Annotated in this window: 15 protein-coding genes and 1 tRNA gene; 5 read left to right on the top strand and 11 right to left on the bottom strand. The window is 69.0% G+C overall.

From position 1 onward, the window contains the following. The first annotated feature begins 7 nt into the window (after positions 1-7). Both HDA31_RS28485 and HDA31_RS28490 read left to right on the top strand, forming a co-directional pair. Entirely contained in the window at positions 8-640 is a 633-nt protein-coding gene (locus HDA31_RS28485) for an FkbM family methyltransferase (protein WP_221487871.1), read from the top strand. Beyond that, positions 622-2,010 carry a hypothetical protein gene (locus HDA31_RS28490; RefSeq protein ID WP_178062891.1) on the top strand — a complete coding sequence of 463 codons (1,389 nt, stop codon included), beginning with the start codon at positions 622-624 and terminating at the stop codon, positions 2,008-2,010. Before HDA31_RS28485 ends, HDA31_RS28490 begins: the two co-directional genes overlap by 19 nt. A 42-nt stretch (positions 2,011-2,052) precedes the next feature. Here the strand turns inward: HDA31_RS28490 and argS are convergent, their stop codons facing one another. The 4 genes from argS to HDA31_RS28510 form a co-directional block, all read right to left on the bottom strand. Beyond that, positions 2,053-3,771, bottom strand: a complete 1,719-nt coding sequence (argS, locus tag HDA31_RS28495) for an arginine--tRNA ligase (RefSeq protein ID WP_178062890.1) — start codon at positions 3,769-3,771, stop codon at positions 2,053-2,055. Between the two features lie 127 nt (positions 3,772-3,898). Continuing rightward, positions 3,899-5,302 carry a glutamate--tRNA ligase gene (gene gltX / locus HDA31_RS28500; RefSeq protein ID WP_178062889.1) on the bottom strand — a complete coding sequence of 468 codons (1,404 nt, stop codon included), beginning with the start codon at positions 5,300-5,302 and terminating at the stop codon, positions 3,899-3,901. Positions 5,303-5,574: 272 nt separating this feature from the next. Then, positions 5,575-6,819, bottom strand: coding sequence for an IS256 family transposase (locus HDA31_RS28505; RefSeq protein WP_178062888.1), 1,245 nt, complete (start codon positions 6,817-6,819; stop codon positions 5,575-5,577). A 160-nt stretch (positions 6,820-6,979) separates the two neighbouring features. Then, positions 6,980-7,783, bottom strand: coding sequence for an HIT family protein (locus HDA31_RS28510; RefSeq protein WP_178062887.1), 804 nt, complete (start codon positions 7,781-7,783; stop codon positions 6,980-6,982). 77 nt (positions 7,784-7,860) lie between these two features. Here HDA31_RS28510 and HDA31_RS28515 point away from each other — a divergent pair. Both HDA31_RS28515 and HDA31_RS28520 read left to right on the top strand, forming a co-directional pair. Next, a tRNA-Lys gene (locus HDA31_RS28515) sits at positions 7,861-7,932 on the top strand. Between the two features lie 331 nt (positions 7,933-8,263). Beyond that, a complete protein-coding gene (locus HDA31_RS28520) occupies positions 8,264-9,019 on the top strand; it encodes an HAD family hydrolase (RefSeq protein WP_219824982.1) in 756 nt (251 codons plus the stop codon). 149 nt (positions 9,020-9,168) lie between these two features. Here the strand turns inward: HDA31_RS28520 and HDA31_RS28525 are convergent, their stop codons facing one another. Both HDA31_RS28525 and HDA31_RS28530 read right to left on the bottom strand, forming a co-directional pair. Beyond that, positions 9,169-10,641: a tyrosine-type recombinase/integrase gene (locus HDA31_RS28525; protein ID WP_178062886.1), complete on the bottom strand. Its 1,473-nt coding sequence runs from the start codon at positions 10,639-10,641 to the stop codon at positions 9,169-9,171. 81 nt (positions 10,642-10,722) lie between these two features. Further along, positions 10,723-11,022: a helix-turn-helix domain-containing protein gene (locus tag HDA31_RS28530; protein ID WP_376701419.1), complete on the bottom strand. Its 300-nt coding sequence runs from the start codon at positions 11,020-11,022 to the stop codon at positions 10,723-10,725. Between the two features lie 2,172 nt (positions 11,023-13,194). On the opposite strand from HDA31_RS28530, the gene HDA31_RS28535 reads away from it, so the two are divergent. After that, positions 13,195-13,614, top strand: a complete 420-nt coding sequence (locus tag HDA31_RS28535) for a hypothetical protein (RefSeq protein WP_178062885.1) — start codon at positions 13,195-13,197, stop codon at positions 13,612-13,614. A gap of 279 nt (positions 13,615-13,893) precedes the next feature. Here the strand turns inward: HDA31_RS28535 and HDA31_RS28540 are convergent, their stop codons facing one another. The 5 genes from HDA31_RS28540 to HDA31_RS28560 form a co-directional block, all read right to left on the bottom strand. Next, positions 13,894-14,988: an XRE family transcriptional regulator gene (locus HDA31_RS28540; protein WP_219824981.1), complete on the bottom strand. Its 1,095-nt coding sequence runs from the start codon at positions 14,986-14,988 to the stop codon at positions 13,894-13,896. Between the two features lie 20 nt (positions 14,989-15,008). Beyond that, a complete protein-coding gene (locus HDA31_RS28545) occupies positions 15,009-15,713 on the bottom strand; it encodes a hypothetical protein (RefSeq protein WP_178062884.1) in 705 nt (234 codons plus the stop codon). 423 nt (positions 15,714-16,136) lie between these two features. Then, positions 16,137-16,574 carry a very short patch repair endonuclease gene (locus tag HDA31_RS28550; RefSeq protein ID WP_178062883.1) on the bottom strand — a complete coding sequence of 146 codons (438 nt, stop codon included), beginning with the start codon at positions 16,572-16,574 and terminating at the stop codon, positions 16,137-16,139. Positions 16,575-16,655: 81 nt separating this feature from the next. After that, positions 16,656-17,369: a GIY-YIG nuclease family protein gene (locus HDA31_RS28555; protein WP_178062882.1), complete on the bottom strand. Its 714-nt coding sequence runs from the start codon at positions 17,367-17,369 to the stop codon at positions 16,656-16,658. 58 nt (positions 17,370-17,427) lie between these two features. Beyond that, a complete protein-coding gene (locus HDA31_RS28560; RefSeq protein ID WP_178062881.1) occupies positions 17,428-18,606 on the bottom strand; it encodes a DNA cytosine methyltransferase in 1,179 nt (392 codons plus the stop codon). Positions 18,607-19,499: the final 893 nt, after the last annotated feature.

The following is a 19,499-nucleotide window of genomic DNA, read 5'->3' on the forward strand; positions in this document are numbered from 1 at the left end:
GGAGGGGATGACGGCGGTGCTGCCCTACACCCAACCCGCGCCATACCACTCGCAGTGGGGCGAGGACCGCTGGCTCGCCGAGAACTACCACCTCCCGGCCCACGGAGTGTTCGTCGACATCGGCGCTGGCGACGGCATACGCGGCAGCAACAGCCTCTACTTCGAGAACCGCGGCTGGCGCGGACTCTGCGTGGACGCCGACCCTCGCAACCACCAGCGCCTTCGGCACCGCTGCTGCGCCGTGGACACCTGCGCCGTGTCCGCCACCCCCGGACTCTGGCCATTCGGCATGTACGCCCACAAGCCCTCCTGGTCCGGCCTACAACGGCGCGGCACCGACTACCAGGAGATCCTCGTCGCCTGCCGGACCCTGGAAGACCTCCTCGACCAGTGGTGCATCGACCAGATCGACCTGCTCAGCATCGACGTCGAAGGCGCCGAACTCGACGTCTGGGACTCCTTCGACCACACCCGGCACCGACCGAGCGTCGTCGTCATCGAGTTCGACGATGACCACCCCGACCGACACCCGCAGACGATCCACCGCCACCTCGGCCAGGAAACCTACGAACTCGTCCACGAGACACCAGCGAACCTGATCCTGCACCGAACAGACCGGCCATGGCGGCGACGCCGATGAGCAGGCCCGGCCTACTGATCAACCGGCTACTACCCGACGGCAAACTGATCGTCGTGTGCGGACGCGCCGACGACGCGGAAGCCTGGCAGGCACTGCTCGGCCCGGCCCGGTGCCTCGCCATCGCCTTGGACGACGCACCATCCGACGTCCGACCCCGGACGCTGCGCGGCGCGTCCGACCACCTCGCATGGCAACATCGCGCGGTCGGCGGACTCGACGGCTCCGGCTGGCTCGCCGGGCCGGCCGACGCCTTCGACCCCGACCGCATCGCGACGCTCGTCCTGCCCGACCCGCTCGATCCGCTCGAAGCTGGGGGCCGGCGACGGTTCGGCGTCAGACAGCCCGCGTGGCGGCTGTTCGAGGACAAGACCGTGGTCGACACGCTCTGGGACGCCGCCGGGATACCCCGCGCACCGTCGATCGTCCGTGACGGTACCGCTGACCTCGCGATGCTCGGGGCGAGCGTCGACCAGGGAGCCGGAGTCGTCTGCTCCTTCCAGCCCAGGGGTGCCGCACCATCGGCTGGCGGCGACGGCATCTGGTGGTGGCGCGACGGCCCACCACCGACGACCATCCCCACCCCCGAACCCGGAACCTGGCGCGTCCGGCTGATGCCACTTCTCGAAGGAATCCCGGTACGCCTGCACGGGCTGACCCTCGCCACCACGGTCATCCCGTTTCCGCCCATGGAACTTGTGACGCTTCCCCGCCCCGAGCAGGGGACCTTCCTGTGCGCCGGCGCCGTTCCGATGCTCGGCGATACGGTCGACCTTGTCAGTCAGACCGAACGGATCGGGGTTGGTCTGCGCGATCGCCTCGGCTACCGTGGCGGCTTCTCCGTCGACGGCATCCTCACCCGCACGGGGTTTCAGCCCACCGACTTGAACGCTCGGCTCACCTCCGCCATGGAAGCGACAGCGTCGGACCGCCGAGTCCTGCTGCACGCGGTCAACCTGCTCGCGCGGGAAGGAAACGAACCCGACACCGGCGCGGTCGCGCAACTCGCGGAGGGCGTGTTCTCCATCGGCAGCACCTGCACGATCTTCGGTGCGGCCACGTCCGCAGACGAGAGAGCCCCTCGGAAGGCATGGGTTCGCTGGGATGGCGACCGGCTGGTCCCCGCCGCAGGCAACGACGCAGACGGAAGTCTCGTCATCACCCCGTCTCCACGAGGTTGGCTGCTGACCACGGCCCTTGCCACCGCCCGGCTCCCAGGCGGTGGCCGGGTCGGACCATGGGCACCTGAGGTCTTCCGGCTCAGCGACGAGATACTCGGCACCAACTTCGGCCGCCTCGCACCGCCATTCGGCACCCGGTCCCGCGCCTGTCTGCGGAAGTTGCGATTCGGTGCGGGGTTGGCTCGGGAGTAGACCTGCCGGCCGGCGAGCAAACATGGTTGGGCCGACGATCGGCTACATGCGTTCCGGAGTGGTGATGCCGAGCAGGTGCAGGCCTCGGTGCAGGACCCGGGCGGTGAGGTCGCACAGGGCCAGCCGGCTGTCGCGTACCTCGCTGGCGGCGCGCAGGACGGGGCAGCGTTCGTAGAAGCCGCTGAAGGTGGCGGCGAGGGTATGCAGGTAGCCGGCGAGTCGGTGGAACTCCAGGGTCTGTTCGACACCGCTGACGACGGTGCCGAAGTTGACCAGTTCGAGGGCGAGGGCGTGCTCGGCGGGGTGCGTGATCGAGATCGGTGCCGCGGTGAGCTGCTCGATGCTGGCGCGGCGGAAGATGGACCGGATCCGGGCGTGGGCGTACTGGAGGTACGGGGCGGTGTTGCCGTCGAGGGAGAGCATCCGTTGCCAGTCGAAGACGTAGTCCTTGATCCGGTCGGTGGACAGGTCGGTGTACTTGATGGCGCCGATGCCGACCGCGCGGGCGACGTCGGCGACGGCCGCCTCGGGCAGGTCGGGGTTCTTCTGCCGGGCCAGTTCGGCGGCCCTGGTCACGGCCTCGTCGAGCAGTCCGACGAGCTTGATCGAGCCGCCGGCCCGGCTGCGTAGCATCTTGCCGTCCGGGCCGAGGATCGAGCCGAAGCCGATGTGTTCGGCCCGTGCGGGCGGGCTCAGCCAGCCGGCGTGCCGGGCGACCGCGTACACCATCTCGAAGTGCTGGCGTTGCGGCAGGCCCACCACGTAGAGCAGCCGGGTCGCGCCGAGGTCCCGGGTCCGGTGCCGGATCGCCGCGAGGTCGGTGGCCGCGTAGCCGTACCCGCCGTCGCGCTTGCGCACGATGATCGGCAGTGGCTGCCCGTCGCGGCCGGTGAAGCCCTCCGGGAAGACGCAGGCGGCGTCGCCACTGTCCCGCAGCAGCCCGAGCCGGTCCAGCTCCTCGGTCACCGGGGCGAGCATGTCGTTGTAGTAGCTCTCACCGTGGAAGTCCTGCTCGGTGAGCAGGACACCGAGCTGGTCGTAGACGGTCAGGAAGTACTTCTCCGACTCGGCGACCAGCAGCCGCCACAACCGCAGGGTCAGCTCGTCGCCGCCCTGCAGGGCGACCACCCGCCGCCGGGCCCGCTCCTTGAACGCGTCGTCGGCGTCGAACTTCGCCCTGGCCGCCTTGTAGAACGAGTCCAGGTCCCCGACGGACAGCTCGTGGGCGGCCTCCGACTCGCCCAGGTCGAGCAGGTGCTCGATGAGCATCCCGAAGGGGGTCCCCCAGTCGCCCAGGTGGTTGGCCTTGATCACCCGGTGCCCGAGCCACTCCAGCAGCCGCACGGCGGCGTCGCCGATGACGGTCGATCGAAGGTGCCCGACGTGCATCTCCTTGGCCACGTTCGGCGCCGAGTAGTCGACGACCACCGTCTCGGGAGCGGCGCTCACCGCGACGCCGAGCCGGGGGTCCGCGGCCATCCTCGACAGCAGGGTGCCGAGAGCCGGGTCGGCGACCGTCAGGTTGATGAACCCCGGGCCGGACACCTCCACGGCCGCGCAGAGATCCGCCAGCGCCACCCGGCCGAGGACCTCGGCGGCGATGTCCCGGGGCGGGCGGCCGAGCCGACGCGCCAGGGCCAGGGCGGCGTCGGACTGGTAGTCGGCGTGCTGCGACCGCCGCACGACCGGGTCGACCGGCCCGCCGGCCACGGCCGAGAACGCCTGCGCCAGCCGCTCGGCCAACAGCTTTTCAAGATCCATGCGGGTACGCCAATCTCGCTCCGATCCGCCCTCACGCGGGAGGCGGATCTGCCGGGGGAATGCTCGGGGAGCGGATCGATCGACGACCAGGTTGACCGGCGGAATCGATCCGCCGCTCGCGAAGAGGTCAGCTCAGGCGGTCGAGGGCGGCTCGCAGGCGAGCCACGGTTCGCTCACGTCCGAGGATCTCGATCGACTCGAACAGCGGCAGCCCGACGGTGCGGCCGGTCACCGCGACGCGTACCGGTGCCTGGGCCTTGCCGAGCTTGAGCCCGCGCTCCGCGCCGATCACCTCCAGCGTCGACTTGAGCACCTCGGTCTGCCACTCGCACGTCTCGTACGCCTCGACCACGGCGGCCAGCAGCTCCGGGGCCTCGGCCTTCATGGCCTTCGCCCACGCAGCCTCGTCGGTGACCGGCTCATTGAGGAACAGAAAGTCGACCATGGGCACGATCTCGGAAAGCACCGCTATCCGGGTCTGCGCCAGTTCGGCGACCGCAGCGAACGCCTTCGCGTCGTACGCCTCCGCCCGCCACGGCGTGGCCTCGGCGCTCAACCAGGGCTGACACGCCTCGACGAACGCCTCCACCGACAGCGCCCGGATGTAGTCCCCGTTGAAGGCCCGCAGTTTCTTCACGTCGAAGAACGCCGGAGAAGGGTTGACATCCTCCAGCCGAAACTCCGCCACGATGTCGTCCCAGGGCAGGATCTCGCGGTCACCGGACGGCGCCCACCCGAGCAGCATCAGGTAGTTCCGCATCGCCGCGGCGAGGTACCCCTCGGCGCGGAAGTCCTCCAGGGCCACCCGGTCCCGGCGCTTGGACAGCTTCTGCCGCTTCTCGTTGACCAGGATCGGCGCGTGCACCCACACCGGGGGCTCGGCGCCCAGCGCCTCCCACAGCAGTTGCTGCTTCGGCGCGTTGGGGAGGTGTTCCTCCGCCCGGATCACGTGGGTGATGCCCATGACCATGTCGTCGACCACGTTCGCCAGCAGGAACACCGGCGACCCGTCGCCACGGGCGATCACAAAGTCCTCGATCAGCTTGTTGTCGAAGGTCGGCTTGCCGCGTACCAGGTCGACGATCACGGTCGAGCCGTCGTCCGGCGTACGGAAGCGCAGAGCGCGACCGTCTCCGGCGGTCAGGCCACGGTCCCGGCAGAAGCCGTCGTAGCCCTTGTGCTCGCTGCCCGTCCGCGCGATGACCTGGTCCCGGGCGCAGTCGCAGTAGTAGGCAAGCCCGGCGGCGAGGAGCCGGTCGATGGCCTCCCGATGGTGCGGTGCGTAGTCGGACTGGAACAGCGGACCCTCGTACTCACTTGGGCCGATGCCGAGCCACTCCATCGCGTCGAGGATGCCCTGGACCCACTCCGGGCGGTTCCGCGCCGCGTCCGTGTCCTCGATCCGCAGCACCATCGTCCCGCCCGACTGTCGGGCCAGCACCCAGTTGAACAGGACGGACCGGGCGTTGCCCACGTGGAACATGCCCGTCGGGGAGGGTGCGAAGCGAACGCGGAGATCGGAATTGGCCACGGATAGCAGGCTACCGAACAAGCGGCGGTCAGCCTCACCGATATCCGCGCCCGGAGCTCCCGAGGCGAGACGTAGTGCCCTACCTGCGTGAACCTGCCGTAACCGGAATGCTGAAGCAGCGGCGCACGGCAACTGTTCACTGTTCAGCGCCATTCTCTACGCCAGCCGCACCGGGTAGCCGGTGTGTTCATGCTTGCCCGGCAGGTCGGGTAGAGCGGGTCACGTCCGCGCTGGTGGTGTAAGAGACGGCCATCGCGTGATCCGGTCTGATGCTATGCGGCGATTGGTGCTGCGTTGGGCTGGTCGGTGTCGTGTTGGCGGGTGTCGACGGTGATCAGGCGGGCTTTGGCGAGGAGTTCCAGGCCCATGTAGCGGCGTCTTTCGGTCCACTCGTCGGTCTGCTCGGCCAGGACCGCGCCGACGAGTCTGATGATCGCCGCCCGGTTGGGAAAGATGCCGACGACGTCGGTGCGGCGGCGGATCTCCTTGTTCAACCGCTCCTGGGGATTGTTGGACCAGATCTGGCGCCAGATCTCGCGGGGGAAGCCGGTGAAGGCGAGCAGGTCGTCGCGGGCGGCGTCGAGGTGTTCGGCCGCAGCGGGGAACTTCGCTTCGATCGTGGCGACGACCCGCCGGAACTGGGCGTGGACGGCGTCGGCGTCGGGCTGGTCGAAGATCGTGCGGACGAGGGTGGCGATCCACGGCTGCGCCGATCTGGGGACCTTCGTGAGCAGGTTGCGCAAGTAGTGGGTGCGGCATCGTTGCCAGGCGGCGCCGGGCAGCGCGGCGCCGATCGCTGCGACGAGGCCGCGATGGGCGTCGGAGATGACGAGCTGGACGCCGGACAGTCCGCGGGCCGTCAGGGACCGCAGGAATGCCAGCCATCCGGCCCCGTCTTCGTCCGAGGCGACGTCGACGCCGAGGACTTCACGTTGGCCGTCGGCGTTGACCCCGACGGCGACCAGAGCGTGGACGTTGACGGTGCGGCCGTGCTCGCGGACCTTCATCGTCAACGCGTCGGTCCACACGAACGTGTAGTGGGCGGCGTCGAGGGGCCGGTTGCGGAACGCCTCGACTTGGGCGTCCAGGTGGGCGGCCATCTCCGAGACCTGCGACTTCGACAGCTGCCGGATCCCGAGCTGCTCGACCAGCTTCTCCACCCGCCGCGTCGACACCCCGAGCAGATAGCTCGTGGCGACCACTGAGACCAGGGCCTGCTCGGCCCGCCGCCGGTGCGTCAGCAGCCAGTCCGGGAAGTAGGAGCCCTGCCGCAGCTTCGGGATCGCCAGGTCGATCGTGCCGGCCCGGGTGTCCCACTCCCGAGGCCGGTAGCCGTTGCGGGAGTTGACCCGCTCGTCGCTGCGCTGTCCGTAACCGGCGCCGCAGATCGCGTCGGCCTCGGCGGACATCACCGCCTGCGCGAACGTTTTGATCATCGCCTGCAACACGTCCGGCGACGCGCCCTCGATCTGCTCGCGCAGCAGGTCAACGGGGTTCACACTCTCTGAAGCGGCCATCGCGTTCTCTCTTCCTTCTCTGACTTGGTCGTCTTGAAGGATCGACGCGATGGCCGTCTCTCATCTACGCAACACGCCCAACACGGGCAAGTCGTACACCACTTCCGTGGACGCAACCGTAGAGCGAATTGGTGTGGTGCTGTTCGTCGGCGACGTTCGCTCATGGACCCGGGGCCGAAGCCCGGGTGACAAGGTGTTGGCCGAGCTTCGCCGTGAGCTGCAAGCGTTCGCTCAGTGGCACCTCGGAGGACTTGGCGCTGTTGAAGTCGTCGCCCACGTACCGCGGAATGATGTGCCAGTGGAGATGCGGGATGTCTTGAGCGGGAGGTCCCAGGTTGAGCCGAACCGTCGTCCCGCTGGCACCGAACGCGGCCTTCACCGCCTGCGTCGTTGCCTGGAGCGCGGCCAGCATGGGGATCGCCTTCCCGGGCGGCACGTCGGCGATGCCGCCGTAGTGATCTGCCGGGACGAGGAGCATGTGCCCCCGGTTGTCCGGCCGCTGGTGCAGGGCCGGAAAGACGACGAACTCGTCGTTGACGGCAAGACAGACCCCAGGATCGGTGACGCCCGCCGTCACCGAGCAGAACACGCACGACAGATCCAAGATCGCGATCGCCTCCCCGAGTGGAGTTTGCGCCATCCTCCCCGATGAGTTGACGCGGGCAGCGGATGGATACCCGTCCGGTATCCGGGCGGGGCAGGCAGGCTGGGCAACATCATTCTTGATCCTGATCGTGTGACCCTGGTGGGGCTTCCCGCCAGACCAACCAACAAGCGATGTGACGGCCACCCCGTCCAGTGGTAGTTGGGGGTCCTGGGGCGCGATCACCCTCGCCTGCCGGACGATCCCCTGGGCGGGGCAGCGCGGGGAGACGAGGCAGTCGTAGATCCCCTGGGCTGGTGCTCGCGAGCCGCTGTGGGCGATCGTCACGTAGGACTGGAAGGCGTCTACGGCTTCCAGCACGGCTGACCACGCCCGGCCAGGGCTGCCCGCAGGCGGACCCGACGAGGGGGAGGCATTCGGGTAATCTGTGGCTCAGCGGGCCGTTAGCTCAATGGCAGAGCTGAGGACTTTTAATCCTTAGGTTCTGGGTTCGAGTCCCAGGCGGCCCACCGCTGAGCTGGGAAAATAGGCCGACATTACTTCGCGTCGTCGCCCTTTATGCGAAAATTGTCGGACTCTGACCTTGGGCTTACGAGCACCCGCGAGCACCCCGCTCGGTGATGGCAGCTGGGGCGCGTTGCGTCGCCGCCGGCCTGGGCGAGGGCTTGCGCGCGGTGGTCGACCCCCTCATCGCAGGCGACCAGGTGCCGCGGCGGGGTGTTTGTCGCAGTAGTTCAGCCCTTGCAGCCCGGCCCACAAGACCAAGATCACCGCGGGGATTGGCCTGGTCGGAAGCAGACGAAGTCAGGCCGTCGCTGTGGCCTTGCCTTGAACGCCGCCGTGCTGCAATCGATCGGTGACGGTCAGGTAAGGATCATGGTCGGCGAGTTGCTGTGTGGTTGCCCGGTAGGGTCGGTGGTCGTGCAGAGGTTGGTGCTCTTCGATCTCGACAACACGTTGGTGGACCGGGATGAGGCGTTTCGCCGTTGGGCGGCTGGGTTCTGTGAGGAACGTGGCCTGCCTGCTGGCGCTTTCGCGTGGTTGGTCGCCACTGACGGGGGTGGCTTCATGCCGCGGGATTGGTTCTTCGGCGAGGTGAAGGGGCGGTTCGGTCTTACCGCGTCCGTCGATCGGTTGTGGGGCGACTACCGGCAGCGGATGCCGGAGTTGGTCAGCTGTCGACCCGGTGTGCTGGACATGCTGGTGGCGTTGCGGCGGCGGGGATGGCGGATGGCCATCGTGACGAACGGCCAGGCCGACAATCAGCTCGGCAAGATTCGCCGTACCGGACTGGATCGGCACGTGGATGCCTGGGCGGTCTCGGGAGAGCTGGGGATCAGGAAGCCCGCCCGGGAGCTGTTCGAGGCTGCGGCGCGCGGTTGTGGCTTGGACCTGGACGATGGTGGCTGGGCCGTGGGAGACAGCCCGACGCTGGACGTGGAGGGCGGACGCGGGGCGGGGCTCGTCACCATCTGGATCAGCAGAGGGCAGACGTGGCCGGCGGAATTGAGCCCGCCCGACCAGGTCTGCGGTGCCGTCGAGGGTGTCGAAGACGTGCTGTTCGGTGCCGATTCGGCGGGCGTGGAACGGGGCTGACTGCGGTCCCGCAGCGGTGAGGGAATGGCCTCAGCCGTCGCTCCTCACGCTCCGGGCGGCAGACGCTGCGGATCTTGCGGTTGTCGGTTGTGGTGTGGCCTGGGCGGGGGCGTCGGCCGTGGGGTGACGCCCCCGCTGGGTGTTGTCGGCTATGCGGCTGGTCGGCGTCGGCGGGGTACGAGTTGGGCGGCGGCTTCGGCTTTGGCGCGTTCGACGTCGAGTTCGGCGATGACGGTGGTGTAGGTGTCGCCGGTGATGGTGATGGAGGAGTGGCCGAGTAACTCTTGGACGTCTTTGAGGTCGGCGCCGGCGGCTTTGAGGAAGGTGGCGGCGCAGTGTCGCAGGTCGTGCAGTCGGATCGGGGGTAGTGCGGCGTCGCGGACGAGGCATTCGAATCGCCAGGTGACGGCTTCGGGGTGCCAGGGTCGGCCGTCGGGTCGGACGAAGAAGAGTCCGGTGTCGGGCCAGGTGGGGCCGTGGGCGAGTTTCCATTGGGCGCGGCGGACGTGGTAGGCGCGTAGCGCGGCGAGGGTGTGGCTGTCCAGGGAGATGACGCGGTTGCCGGATTCGGACTTGACTTTCTTGATCACCGGTGTGTAGCCGTGGGTGGACAGTTGCTGGGAGATGGTGATCAGGGCGTTGTCGAAGTCGACGGCGGTGTCGGTGAGACCGACGGCCTCACCGCGGCGTAGGCCGCGGTGGAGGATGAGCGTGAACAGCGGGTAGAGGTCGGGGTCGTGGCTTTCGGCGTGGTCGAGGAACTCGCCGGCCTGCTGGGGGTTCCACACCATGACCGGGCTGGGTCGTACGCCGGTGGTCTTCCACGTCGCGACGGCCTTGGCTGTCCAGACGCGGGCTTTGGGGCGGGTCCCCGAGGGCAGTTCGACGTGCGCGGCGGGGTTGAAGTCGATGAGCCGGTTGTTGCTCCTGCGGATCGCGTCGTTGAGTGCCTTGCGCAGGGTGGCGCGGATGCGGTGCATGGTCGCCGGGCCGGTGATGCGCCGTCCTCGCATGGTGGCGCGGATCTGCGGGTCGTCGCTCTGCCGGGCGATCTCGATGGTGGTGTTGCGGTCGGTGATCGCGGTGAACATCGCCTCGATGTGGTCGACCCGTAGCCGTTGCAGGGGGATCGCGCCGAGGTGTGGGACCAGGTGGATGCGGATGTGGGACTCGTAGGCGCGCACGGTGTTGGGTTCGATGCCGCGGCGGGAGGCCAGCCACTGGTGCAGGTACTCGCCGACGGTCGTCGCGACGGTGGGCGGCAGGCCGGCCCGGACCCGTCGGGCGATGGTGTCGCGGTCCGGCAGCGGCGCTCCGGAGGTGACGGCGAGGAGCAGGTCGGCGATCTCGGAGGCGAGGGCGGTGTCGTCGCCGGCGAGGGCGAGCAGCGCTCTGGCGTGGTCGCGGTCGCCGGTGGCGGCGTCGCGGCTGTCGAAGGTGCTGCGGCGTAGCTGCCGGCGCCGCTGGCCGGGGTGGGTGGGCAGTTCGAGCTGGTAGGCCCACCGGCCGTGGGTGGGGTGCCACGAACCGCCCGTTCGTCTCAGCTGGGGGCAGCGGTTGCCGAGTTTGCGGCCGTCGTTGTCGCGGCAGGCGCAGCGTTTGAAGACGGATCCGTCCGCCATGGTCAGGTGTCTCCTCTTGTGTGGCAGCCGGTGGGCTGCGGATTCCATACGGGGTGATCCACGCGTGCCTTCCACCGGGGATCAAGTCGCCTGTGACGGGGCGGCAGGGGGACCGTCGTCGTCGGCCGGTAGGTGCAGGGCGTGGAGGATGGCCGCGACCGGTATCCGGTAGCGGCTGCCGAAGCGCAGCACGGCGACCGGGAACTGGCCGCGTTTGGCTAGGTCGTACGCGGTGGCGCGGGACAGGCCGAAGATTGCCGCGGCGGTGGTCAGGTCGGTCACGGTGCCGAGGGCGCGGATCCGGTCGGCGGTCCACACCGGCGGCTCGCCGTTCGCCGGAGGCATCGGCCGGTCGGGGGGATTCTGGCCGGGAAAGCTCATCACCGACGTTCCCTTCCGAGAGGCTGCCAGTGACCCTCCGGGTGGGTGGGGGCGTCGGCGCGGGCCGGGCACCCGGCGGTGGCCGATGCCGGTGGGTCGCCGGCGGTCAGGTCGATGGGTACGGGGTCGGCCGGGTCGATGCGATCGGCTCGATGGTTGTGGTGCGGCGTGTGCTCGCTCATGTGCTGTCGGCTCCGCGCCGCGCCGTGAAGCGCTGACACCTCCGAACCGGGGTTTGTGGGCCCTGGCGAACACTTGCCGAACTCACCGCCGCTCACAGCGGCCATCCGCGTGACAGTCGCCCCGGTTCGTACGACTTTCCCCTGCCAGCCGGGCGTAGCGTCGATCAGCGGCAGTCGTCGCGACGACCACAGGAGACCCGCTTCTGTCAGTTACCGTGCGTGACTAAGAGAAGTGGGAAAGGCGCGGGTCCCAGGCCTTGGGTCTCGCCGCGATGTCCGCGTCGATCACCGCTCCGACCAGCGTTGTGAGAGGCGCGCAGGTGTCGCCGGGCAGGCGGATCCACCGGCGCGGCGGCCCTACCCCCCGGCGATCCTGTCAACGGTGACGGCGCCCCTGCTGCTGCCATGGATGCGCCCCGGCGAGCCGGCGCGGTCGGCCGACGGCGACCGGCGACACCAACGCGGTGAGCGGCCGCGCTGTCACAGGCCCCCGCGCGAGATCGCTGTGAGCGTCGCCGGACTGTGTCGCGGGGCTGCGGGGCGAGCCGGTGCCAGCGTCACCGCGAAGCGCGTCGACAGGTTCTGTCACTCCTGTCACAGCGCAGGTCAACCCGCTTCCACCCGCACCGAATCAGTGATTGCTATCTATTAGCTCTCTTGTGGGGTCCGCCCATGACAGAGGCTGGGGGGAGGGGCGGGGACCGGCGGCTGAGCAGTTCTGTCAGAGGCTGTGACACGCCTGTGGTGGAATCGCCGCCGCCCCTCGCCGCGACGCCACCGGCGACAGTCATCGAAACCCTCCGCTGTCACAGGAGTTGACACGGGCGTGTCCGGCGCTACGGACTGGCCCACCTCCGCCTTTGACACGGCGATGCCCTTCGCCAGGCTGACGTGCGCTACCCGCATCGCTGGCGCTCAACACCGCCACCGGTTGCGGGTTCTCCTGCAGCCCAACTTCGACGCGTAGCGGCCACGCGGTACCCACGAGGTTCAGCTTCGACGTGGCCGAGGTCCTCGACGGCGGGATGCTGCTCGTCAGCCTCCCCAAAGTCGTGCTCGGCGAGGACGCCAGCCTGCCGCTCGGCTCCGTGATTCTCGCGCAGGTCCGACCCAACCACCGCCCGCGCAACCACCGCAGTCGATCGGGGCCGCGACGCTATCCTGATCATCGAGGCGGCCCACAACCCCTGGCCCAGGCCAGCTCGCTGGACACGATGCTCACCGAGGCACACGCTCGCCGGCTGTCGCTCGTACTTGCCCACCAAGCCCTGGCGGGCGGCCGCGCCGAGGCAGGACGCCAACGCCATCGACGATCTCGTCGAGCGACTCAGTCGTCCGAGAGGCGAAGCTCCTGCCCGCCTCTGCGATGGCGGTGGCGTTACCTGGGCCGCCCAATGGCTCGCTACCTGGCTCGTGACCCGTGACCGCCGAACACTCGCAGCACAGTGCCGACCTGGGCTGTCAGTGCCGCGTACGCCCCCTGGCAGCCCCTGCGGACCCGCCTCTATCCCGCCAGACACCCTCCCAATCGGGAGGGCACCCATCCTGCCAGGAGCGAACACGGGGTACCCCGTGTTCGCTCAGCCCCCAGCAAGCCGGCCCCCTCGCTCGTCGAGTCCCACAAGATCCGGCGGATCGACGCCGTCGACGCCGACCGCCACGGCGACGTCGCGCGGTCTGCATCGACACAATTCGATCACGCCGACGGCCCGGGCTGAGGCGCCTCATCGAAACCACTGCGCGGTCGGTCGACCCATCCCGACAACTCTCTACGACGGTTGACGCCAGAGGGCAGACGCGACGCTCCGGCCCTGCCCCGCGCGTCGTCCACGACGCTTCACCGCGCCGCCCCCGGACGGACGACTTGACCTTCATCGACAGATGAGCGTCGATCAGGCGGGCATCGCCCGAACCCGGTCATCAGGCACAACACTCCAGACCTGGCCGGACGCCGCCCCCTGCCTCGGAACCTGAAGGAAGGTCACCCGCGATGTCTGACCGACGCCGAATCCGGCCGTCCCACCGCGCCCTCCTGCCCAGCGACGTCACCGACCCGCTGCTGTGGCGGCTGGCCGTCGACGTCCTCACCGCCCACCAGCCCGGACCCGACGACCGTTGCGTCAACCTTCAGTGCGCCGACCAGGGAACCGGCCTGTGCACGGCCGCCAGGCAGGCGCAACAAGCGATGCGTACCGCGCGAGCCACAGCGCCGCAGCCACCGGCCTTGCGGCAGCCGGCCGTCAGCAGCCGCGAATGCGCACCGCAGCGGCGGGTGCGCGAGGCCGGTGGTTTCGTCGGCTGGTTCACCGCCGGAATCGCCGCGACCGCCACGCACCTGCGGTCGCGAATCCCGCAGCGGCTGCCGCGCCGGGTCCCGGGAGCGACGCTCACCACCGCGCACGCCGCGTGAGCCACGGCCTCCAGCCGCAACGAACCACGATCACCGCACAGCGGTCGGAAGGACAGCATGACCTCGCGAACCGAGACCACTCTCCTCAGCTACGCGCGAGCCGCCGTCGCGACCCTTACCCTCAGGCACGGGTGCTGCGCCAGCGCCGTCCGCCGAGTACCACTCGGCTTTCGTCGAAACCCGCCGCGCAGCTCTCCAACCGCCAGCCGGAAGCGACGCCGCCGACCGCCGCCTATGGGCCGTCGAACACCGGTAGAGGCCCGGCGCCTGCGGCTCCGGTCAGGGGCTGGTCGGGGTGAGTCGCAGCTCGGGGAGGTGTTCGGTGGCGGCGTCGATCACGGTGCGGGCGAGGGTTGCCGGTAGGCCGGCTTGGGCGGCGAGGTCTTCGATGGTGGTGTGTTGTTGGTTGAGGAGGGTGGCGGCCTTGCCGAGGAGGGTGGGTTGTTCGCGGGGGCCGAGGTCGCCGGGTTCGGGGTGGCCCCACTGGGCGAGCAGGCTCATGCCGCGTCGGTAGGTGTGGTCCCGGTAGATGCCGAGGTCGTGTCCCCGGTAGACGAGGGCTTTCAGGCTGATGCCCCAGCGGCGTTTCAGTTCGTGCAGCCGGTCGAAGTCGAGCCGGGTGGGTAGTTCGGCGGCGAGGGTGGTGCTGGGGGCGAGGAACTCGGAGGCGAAGGCGGTGGCCTCCCGTTCCAGGAGTTGGCTGCCCGGCTCGGCGTCGTGGTGTAGCAGGAGGTGGCCGAGTTCGTGGGCGGCGTCCATCCGGGAGCGGGCCTTGTCGTTCTTGGCGGGGTTGAGGAAGACGAACGGCCGTTGGCCGTACCAGTGTGAGAACGCGTCGACCCGTTCGGAGGCGTCGGGTAGGGACAACACGATCACCCCGTGCGCCTCCAGCAGCCGCACCATGTGCGGCACCGGCCCGTCGTCGAGCCCGAACTCCGCACGTGCCGCCGCGGCGACCGTGCGGACGTCCTCGGCTCGCGCGGGTTCCGGCCAGTCCAGTTGCGGCAGCCGCAACTCGGGTAGCCGTAGCTGCCGGCCCACGACCTCGACCATCCGCCAGGCGACCTCGCCGAACGCCTCCGCCTGGTCCCGCTCCGCCTGGCTGGTGGCCCGCAGGCTACGGAAGTGCGCCCGCCCCGGCGACGCCGGCGCCGGGACACCGGCGGCGAAGAACTCCACCGGCATCGCCAACGCCAACGCCAACCGCGCCAGCACCGCCGCCGACGGGCGGGCCTGCCCCAGCTCGTACTGGCTGACCGCCGCCGCCGTCACCCCGACCTGCCGGGCCAACTCGTTCTTCCGCATCCGCCGCCACCGCCGCGCCAACCCCAGCGCGTGCGGCTCGAACCCCGCCACGGCCGCGGTGACCGGCACCGGCGGGCGAACCCCGCCCGTCACGCCCGTCGACCAGCGACAACACCGAGGGTACGGCCGACGCCGCCAGCAGGCCGCAGCGTCCCAAGCGGCAGCTCCGGCACCGGCAACTCGTCGTGCCGCTGCTGCCCCGGCACCCCGACCGGGCCGGCGACGACCGGCAGCGGCGTCCCGGAGGTGGCGGCGTCGCCGAACCAGAGCGTCACCTCGAACCACGGCGACCCGCCCTCACGGTTGTCACGGGGCAACCCGAGGTACGCCGTCGCCTCACCCGTGGTGATGTCACCGGTGTGCGCGACCCGCAGGTGCCGCTTCGGGGGCACCACACCGGCGAAGACCTCCGGGAACTGCTCGGCGTCATCGAAGGCCAACTGCCCGTCGCGACTGTTCTCCACCGCCCCACCCAGGCGGGCCTCGCTGCCCTCCCACCGGATCGACTCGATCCCACCCTGCAACGAGTACAACCGCACCACATACCCGGCGCACAGGATCTCCAGGGAGTTGTCCTCCACCCGCACCCGCACCCCGTCGACCCCGTCGAAGGCCGCCTTGCCGAGGTTCGTCAGGTTCCGCCACACCGTGGTGCCGAAACTCATCGCGTCGTCACCGAGTTCCGGCTCGTGCCGGTCCGCGGCCCGCCGGTAGACCTGCCGGATCAACCCGCCCAGCGACTCCAGCACACCCCGCTCGTCCAGCACCGCCACCGCGTCATCCAGCAAACCCATGCCACAGAATCTAGTCGACGCCGCAGTTGATGTTGCGGAAATCAAGCAGCCGACACGCCCGGCCCGCCGAACGAGGCAGAGACACCCCGCCCTCCACCTTCCAGCCATCGTGCGGGTCGGGGCTACTCCTGGCCAGAAGCGACCGACACCACCGAACGCCCTCCTTGCCGGCAAGGGAGGCCTGGGTGACTGCGGAGAGGACAAGCCGACCCGCCTGGTCGCGCAGAACTCCAATTATTGATACACAGGCGGCGATAGCCTCGCACCCCCACGCTGTGTTCCCTGCCCTCGGCTGTCGGCTGCCACTCGACCGGAGGCACTACTGCCAATAGATCTGAGGCATCGAGCCCTCCGAGTAGGGCCTTCCGAGGAGGGCCGCCTCGAAGGCGTTGCGAAGCGAGTGGAAGGCCCTGCCATTGATGTTCATCCAAGCAAGGTGAATCCCCGGCGAGTTCGCACCAACTCGGCAATCCGGCGCGCCGCCGCCTTCACGTCCTCGTGCTCCCACACGACGATCAGCAGCCAACCGGCATCCTCGAGGGCTTGGCGGGTCCGTCGGTCGCGGTCCATGTTTTTGGTGAGCTTCTCGCGCCAGTATTCGTTGTTTGCTGTCGGCTGTCGGTGATGCTGGGGGCAGCCGTGCCAGAAGCAGCCATAAACCTCGACGGCGACGCGGGCTGGGCGGAAGACGATGTCGATCTTGCGGCGCAGGTTCGGGAGCGGTTGGGCGCAGACGCGGTAGCGCAGTCCCTCGGCATAAAGCGCGCGGCGCAGCGCCAATTCGGGGGCTGTGTCGCGGCTGCGGTTGCCCTGCATGGCGCGTCGAGTCGCCTGGCTGGAGGCCCACGACTGTTCTGGCATGTCGTTTACCCTAGTCAGGACGGTCTTGAACGCCGTCCGATGCTCGCCTCGCCGCGTCCATGAGCCCGTCGTCTCGGTCCGCTACCCGTCTGCGTCGAAGAGCCCGGGGATGTCGCCGTGCTCGAACAGCACGCTGCCGACGAGACCGGTGACGTCGATGGCGGAGGGGTCAGGTGTCGGTCGGCCCTCGGCGTAGGCGAGGCGGACGGCGGCGATGTAGGCCAGCCGGACGCCTTGGATGACCAGCACCCGTCGCAGACCGTCGGAGACCTCACCGCGCTCATGGGCGACCGCAGCGAGCCGGGAGATCGTTTCGGCGCGGCGGGCGATGCGCATATCCGGATGCCCCCTCTCACGACGGGTGGCGTCGCTGACGAGCGGGAACCGGCCGGAGGCGGGCAGGTCGACGGTCGGTGAGACTGGTGGGATCTTCTCGTTGAGGATGGCCTTGAAGCGGCTCTCCCGGATTGCCTTCAGGTACGCGGTGTACTCGACCGCGTTGAGCTTCTGCTGGGCTGCCGCGTAGTCCGGGTGTCGTTTACCGGCGACCTCTTCGAACTCCCACAGCGGCCACAGTTCCATCTCGGCGACCTCGAAGACGTCGAGAATGCGCATGGCCACGGCGTCAGTGCGCTGGTTAGTCAGGTGCCGTCGCACCCGCACACGCAGCCGCTCGTTGGTCTGGCCCACGTAGATGGGCTCACCGTCGTAATCGTAGAACGCGTAGCAGCCCCAGCGGGCGTCTGACCACTGCCGGCCATGCTCATCCCGTGCGTTGAGCGCCGCGTCCAGCATCTCCCGGAAGTCGCGGACCGCAGGGGCCGGCAGCGAGTTGCGGGCCGGCCGAGGAATGCTAGACACCCACCACCGCCAGGCGCGGCGACTCCGCAGAGCGCAGCTCGCCGCGCACGAGCGGCATCAGATACTCGCGGCCGAGCCATGACACCACCGGCACGCACACCGCGTCGCCAAAGCCAAACAGGGCCTGATTCGTACGTAGCCCGTCAAGGCGGTAGTCAGCGGCACCCATCAGCTTCGCGTACTCCCGCGGGGTCATCCACCGCACCCGGACCTTGCCCTGCCCAGCTTCGACCACGGCCTGCTTGGATGACCCACCCCGCGCCGTGCGCAAGCAGCCGGAGATGTCATCGGGACGGATCTCCCAGGTCGGCTTCCCGCCGCGAGTACGCCGATACGCGGTCCGACGAGAGATCCCGCGACTCTTGCGCAGGGCTTCCAGCCGCTCGGCCTGGATGGGAGACAGGGAGCTGACGAAGGCTCCCTTACGCTGCTCATCCCACCAGAGTTCGCTGCTCGGCGGCACCTTGTCCGCGAGCTCGGTCAAGCCGGTGGTCATCGGGGGCGGAGGTGCCGGCAGTAAGGCGCGGTGGGTGCGCAAGCTCGGATCGCCGAACGGCGCTTGCAGCCAGTCCGGCCGCAGCTCGCTGTTGGGGACGGGCTCATCGGCTGGGGGCTCGAGCGCGCCGACGAGGAACAGCCGCGGGCGTGACTGCGGCACGAAGCGGCGGGCGTCGAGCGCGAGGACATCCACCGAATAGTCGAGATCATTGAGGGCACCGATCGCAGCGGCCAAGTCCTCCCCGCCGTGGCTGGTCGCCAAGCCCACGACGTTCTCCAATACCACAACAGGCGGCCGCCGGTCGCCCATCTCCTTCAACACTCGCACGAAATGCCAGAATGTTCCCGACTCGCTGCCAGCGAGGCCGCGTCGCGCGCCGGCCAAGGATAGGTCGGTGCAGGGAAATGACGCCCAGGCCAACGCCAGGTCGTCTGGCATCTGAGCGCCCTTGACGTTCGCTATGTCGCCGGGCTCGTAGGTGTGCGCGCCAGCCGGGTCACTGAAGTGACCTTCATACATCTCCTTCTTGTCTGGTTCGATGTCATTCGACCAGGTGACCTTGAAGCCGGCATCCTCCAGGCCCAGGCGCACGAGGCCTATGCCGGCGAAAAATTCCCCGGCGGTGGGCTTGGTAGCGCTGGCATCGGAAGGGATCAACACTAGCTGGGTCACGGCTCTTACACTACAAACCTTACGTTGATCCACAAGCCATCGGGCTCAGCGGGTCGCGCACCGCCTCACAGGCCGGCCACTGGCATCCAGACGGCTTGGGTGTGACGCACGGGGTCGACAGCCGCTCCGAGCAAGGTGCTCCCAATCGTTCAGGTTTGCGGGGCGTCCGATTTGCGCACTTCGCCAGTTATGTGGTCTAACCTTGTCGCCGGGCCACGTGAACTCAGCTTGAGGCGTTTGGCACGGTTATCGATCAGGGCGATAGTGGTCATGCTGCCAGAGTTGTCGGGTGGGCTCGTAGGTGGGTGTGAGCCGATGATGTGCATTTGCCAGCCGAGGTGCGTCCCACAGGTCGAAGGCTTCAGTGTGGTCAAGCAGCGATGAGCCGTCGACCACGACGACGTCGACGTCGAGCGCGGCTCTGTATTCGACATCCCCCTCCAGCCACCGCGCCGGCGACCCGTGACCAAAACGAGCAGCGCCTCTACACACCGCCGAAGCCGCGGCGCAGCTGCGAGTGCCGGATTTGGCTCTGCCGCACCACCGCCCGCCGCCTATCCCGCGCACCTTCCCCGGCAGCTACCGGCGCTTCTCCGTCAACGACCTCACCACGATCATCACGGCTGGACCGCAACCCGCCAACGCACGCCGACGCAGCCCCCGACCCAAGACAGTGCTGTTGCCGAAAAGCTGACGTTGCCGCGCGAGCCGCCGGCCGCGGTCCAGAGGCTCTCCCGTCTTTCGGCGAGCAGCTGGAAGCACTAAGCTGAAGGGCTTCCAGGGCACCCTAGTGCTCGCCCTTTGCCGGCAGCAGACTGTATTCTGCGGTCCCGCAATCGCGCCGGTGGGTCTCAGGCCGCGCCTGTGGGTTTTCGGGCTGAGCGGGCGCAGCA

The organism is Micromonospora carbonacea (assembly GCF_014205165.1).
In the GTDB taxonomy this organism is placed as follows: Bacteria; Actinomycetota; Actinomycetes; order Mycobacteriales; family Micromonosporaceae; genus Micromonospora; species Micromonospora carbonacea.

Excerpts from the sequence above, each read along its gene's own strand:
- HDA31_RS28525 (WP_178062886.1), bottom strand. The coding sequence starts at position 10,641 with ATGGCGGACGGATCCGTCTTCAAACGCTGCGCCTGCCGCGACAACGAC.
- HDA31_RS28490 (WP_178062891.1), top strand. The coding sequence starts at position 622 with ATGGCGGCGACGCCGATGAGCAGGCCCGGCCTACTGATCAACCGGCTA.
- HDA31_RS28505 (WP_178062888.1), bottom strand. The coding sequence starts at position 6,819 with ATGGCCGCTTCAGAGAGTGTGAACCCCGTTGACCTGCTGCGCGAGCAG.
- HDA31_RS28545 (WP_178062884.1), bottom strand. The coding sequence starts at position 15,713 with ATGGGTTTGCTGGATGACGCGGTGGCGGTGCTGGACGAGCGGGGTGTG.
- HDA31_RS28530 (WP_376701419.1), bottom strand. The coding sequence starts at position 11,022 with ATGAGCTTTCCCGGCCAGAATCCCCCCGACCGGCCGATGCCTCCGGCG.
- HDA31_RS28555 (WP_178062882.1), bottom strand. The coding sequence starts at position 17,369 with ATGCTGGACGCGGCGCTCAACGCACGGGATGAGCATGGCCGGCAGTGG.
- argS (WP_178062890.1), bottom strand. The coding sequence starts at position 3,771 with ATGGATCTTGAAAAGCTGTTGGCCGAGCGGCTGGCGCAGGCGTTCTCG.
- HDA31_RS28550 (WP_178062883.1), bottom strand. The coding sequence starts at position 16,574 with ATGCCAGAACAGTCGTGGGCCTCCAGCCAGGCGACTCGACGCGCCATG.
- HDA31_RS28485 (WP_221487871.1), top strand. The coding sequence starts at position 8 with ATGACGGCGGTGCTGCCCTACACCCAACCCGCGCCATACCACTCGCAG.
- HDA31_RS28535 (WP_178062885.1), top strand. The coding sequence starts at position 13,195 with ATGTCTGACCGACGCCGAATCCGGCCGTCCCACCGCGCCCTCCTGCCC.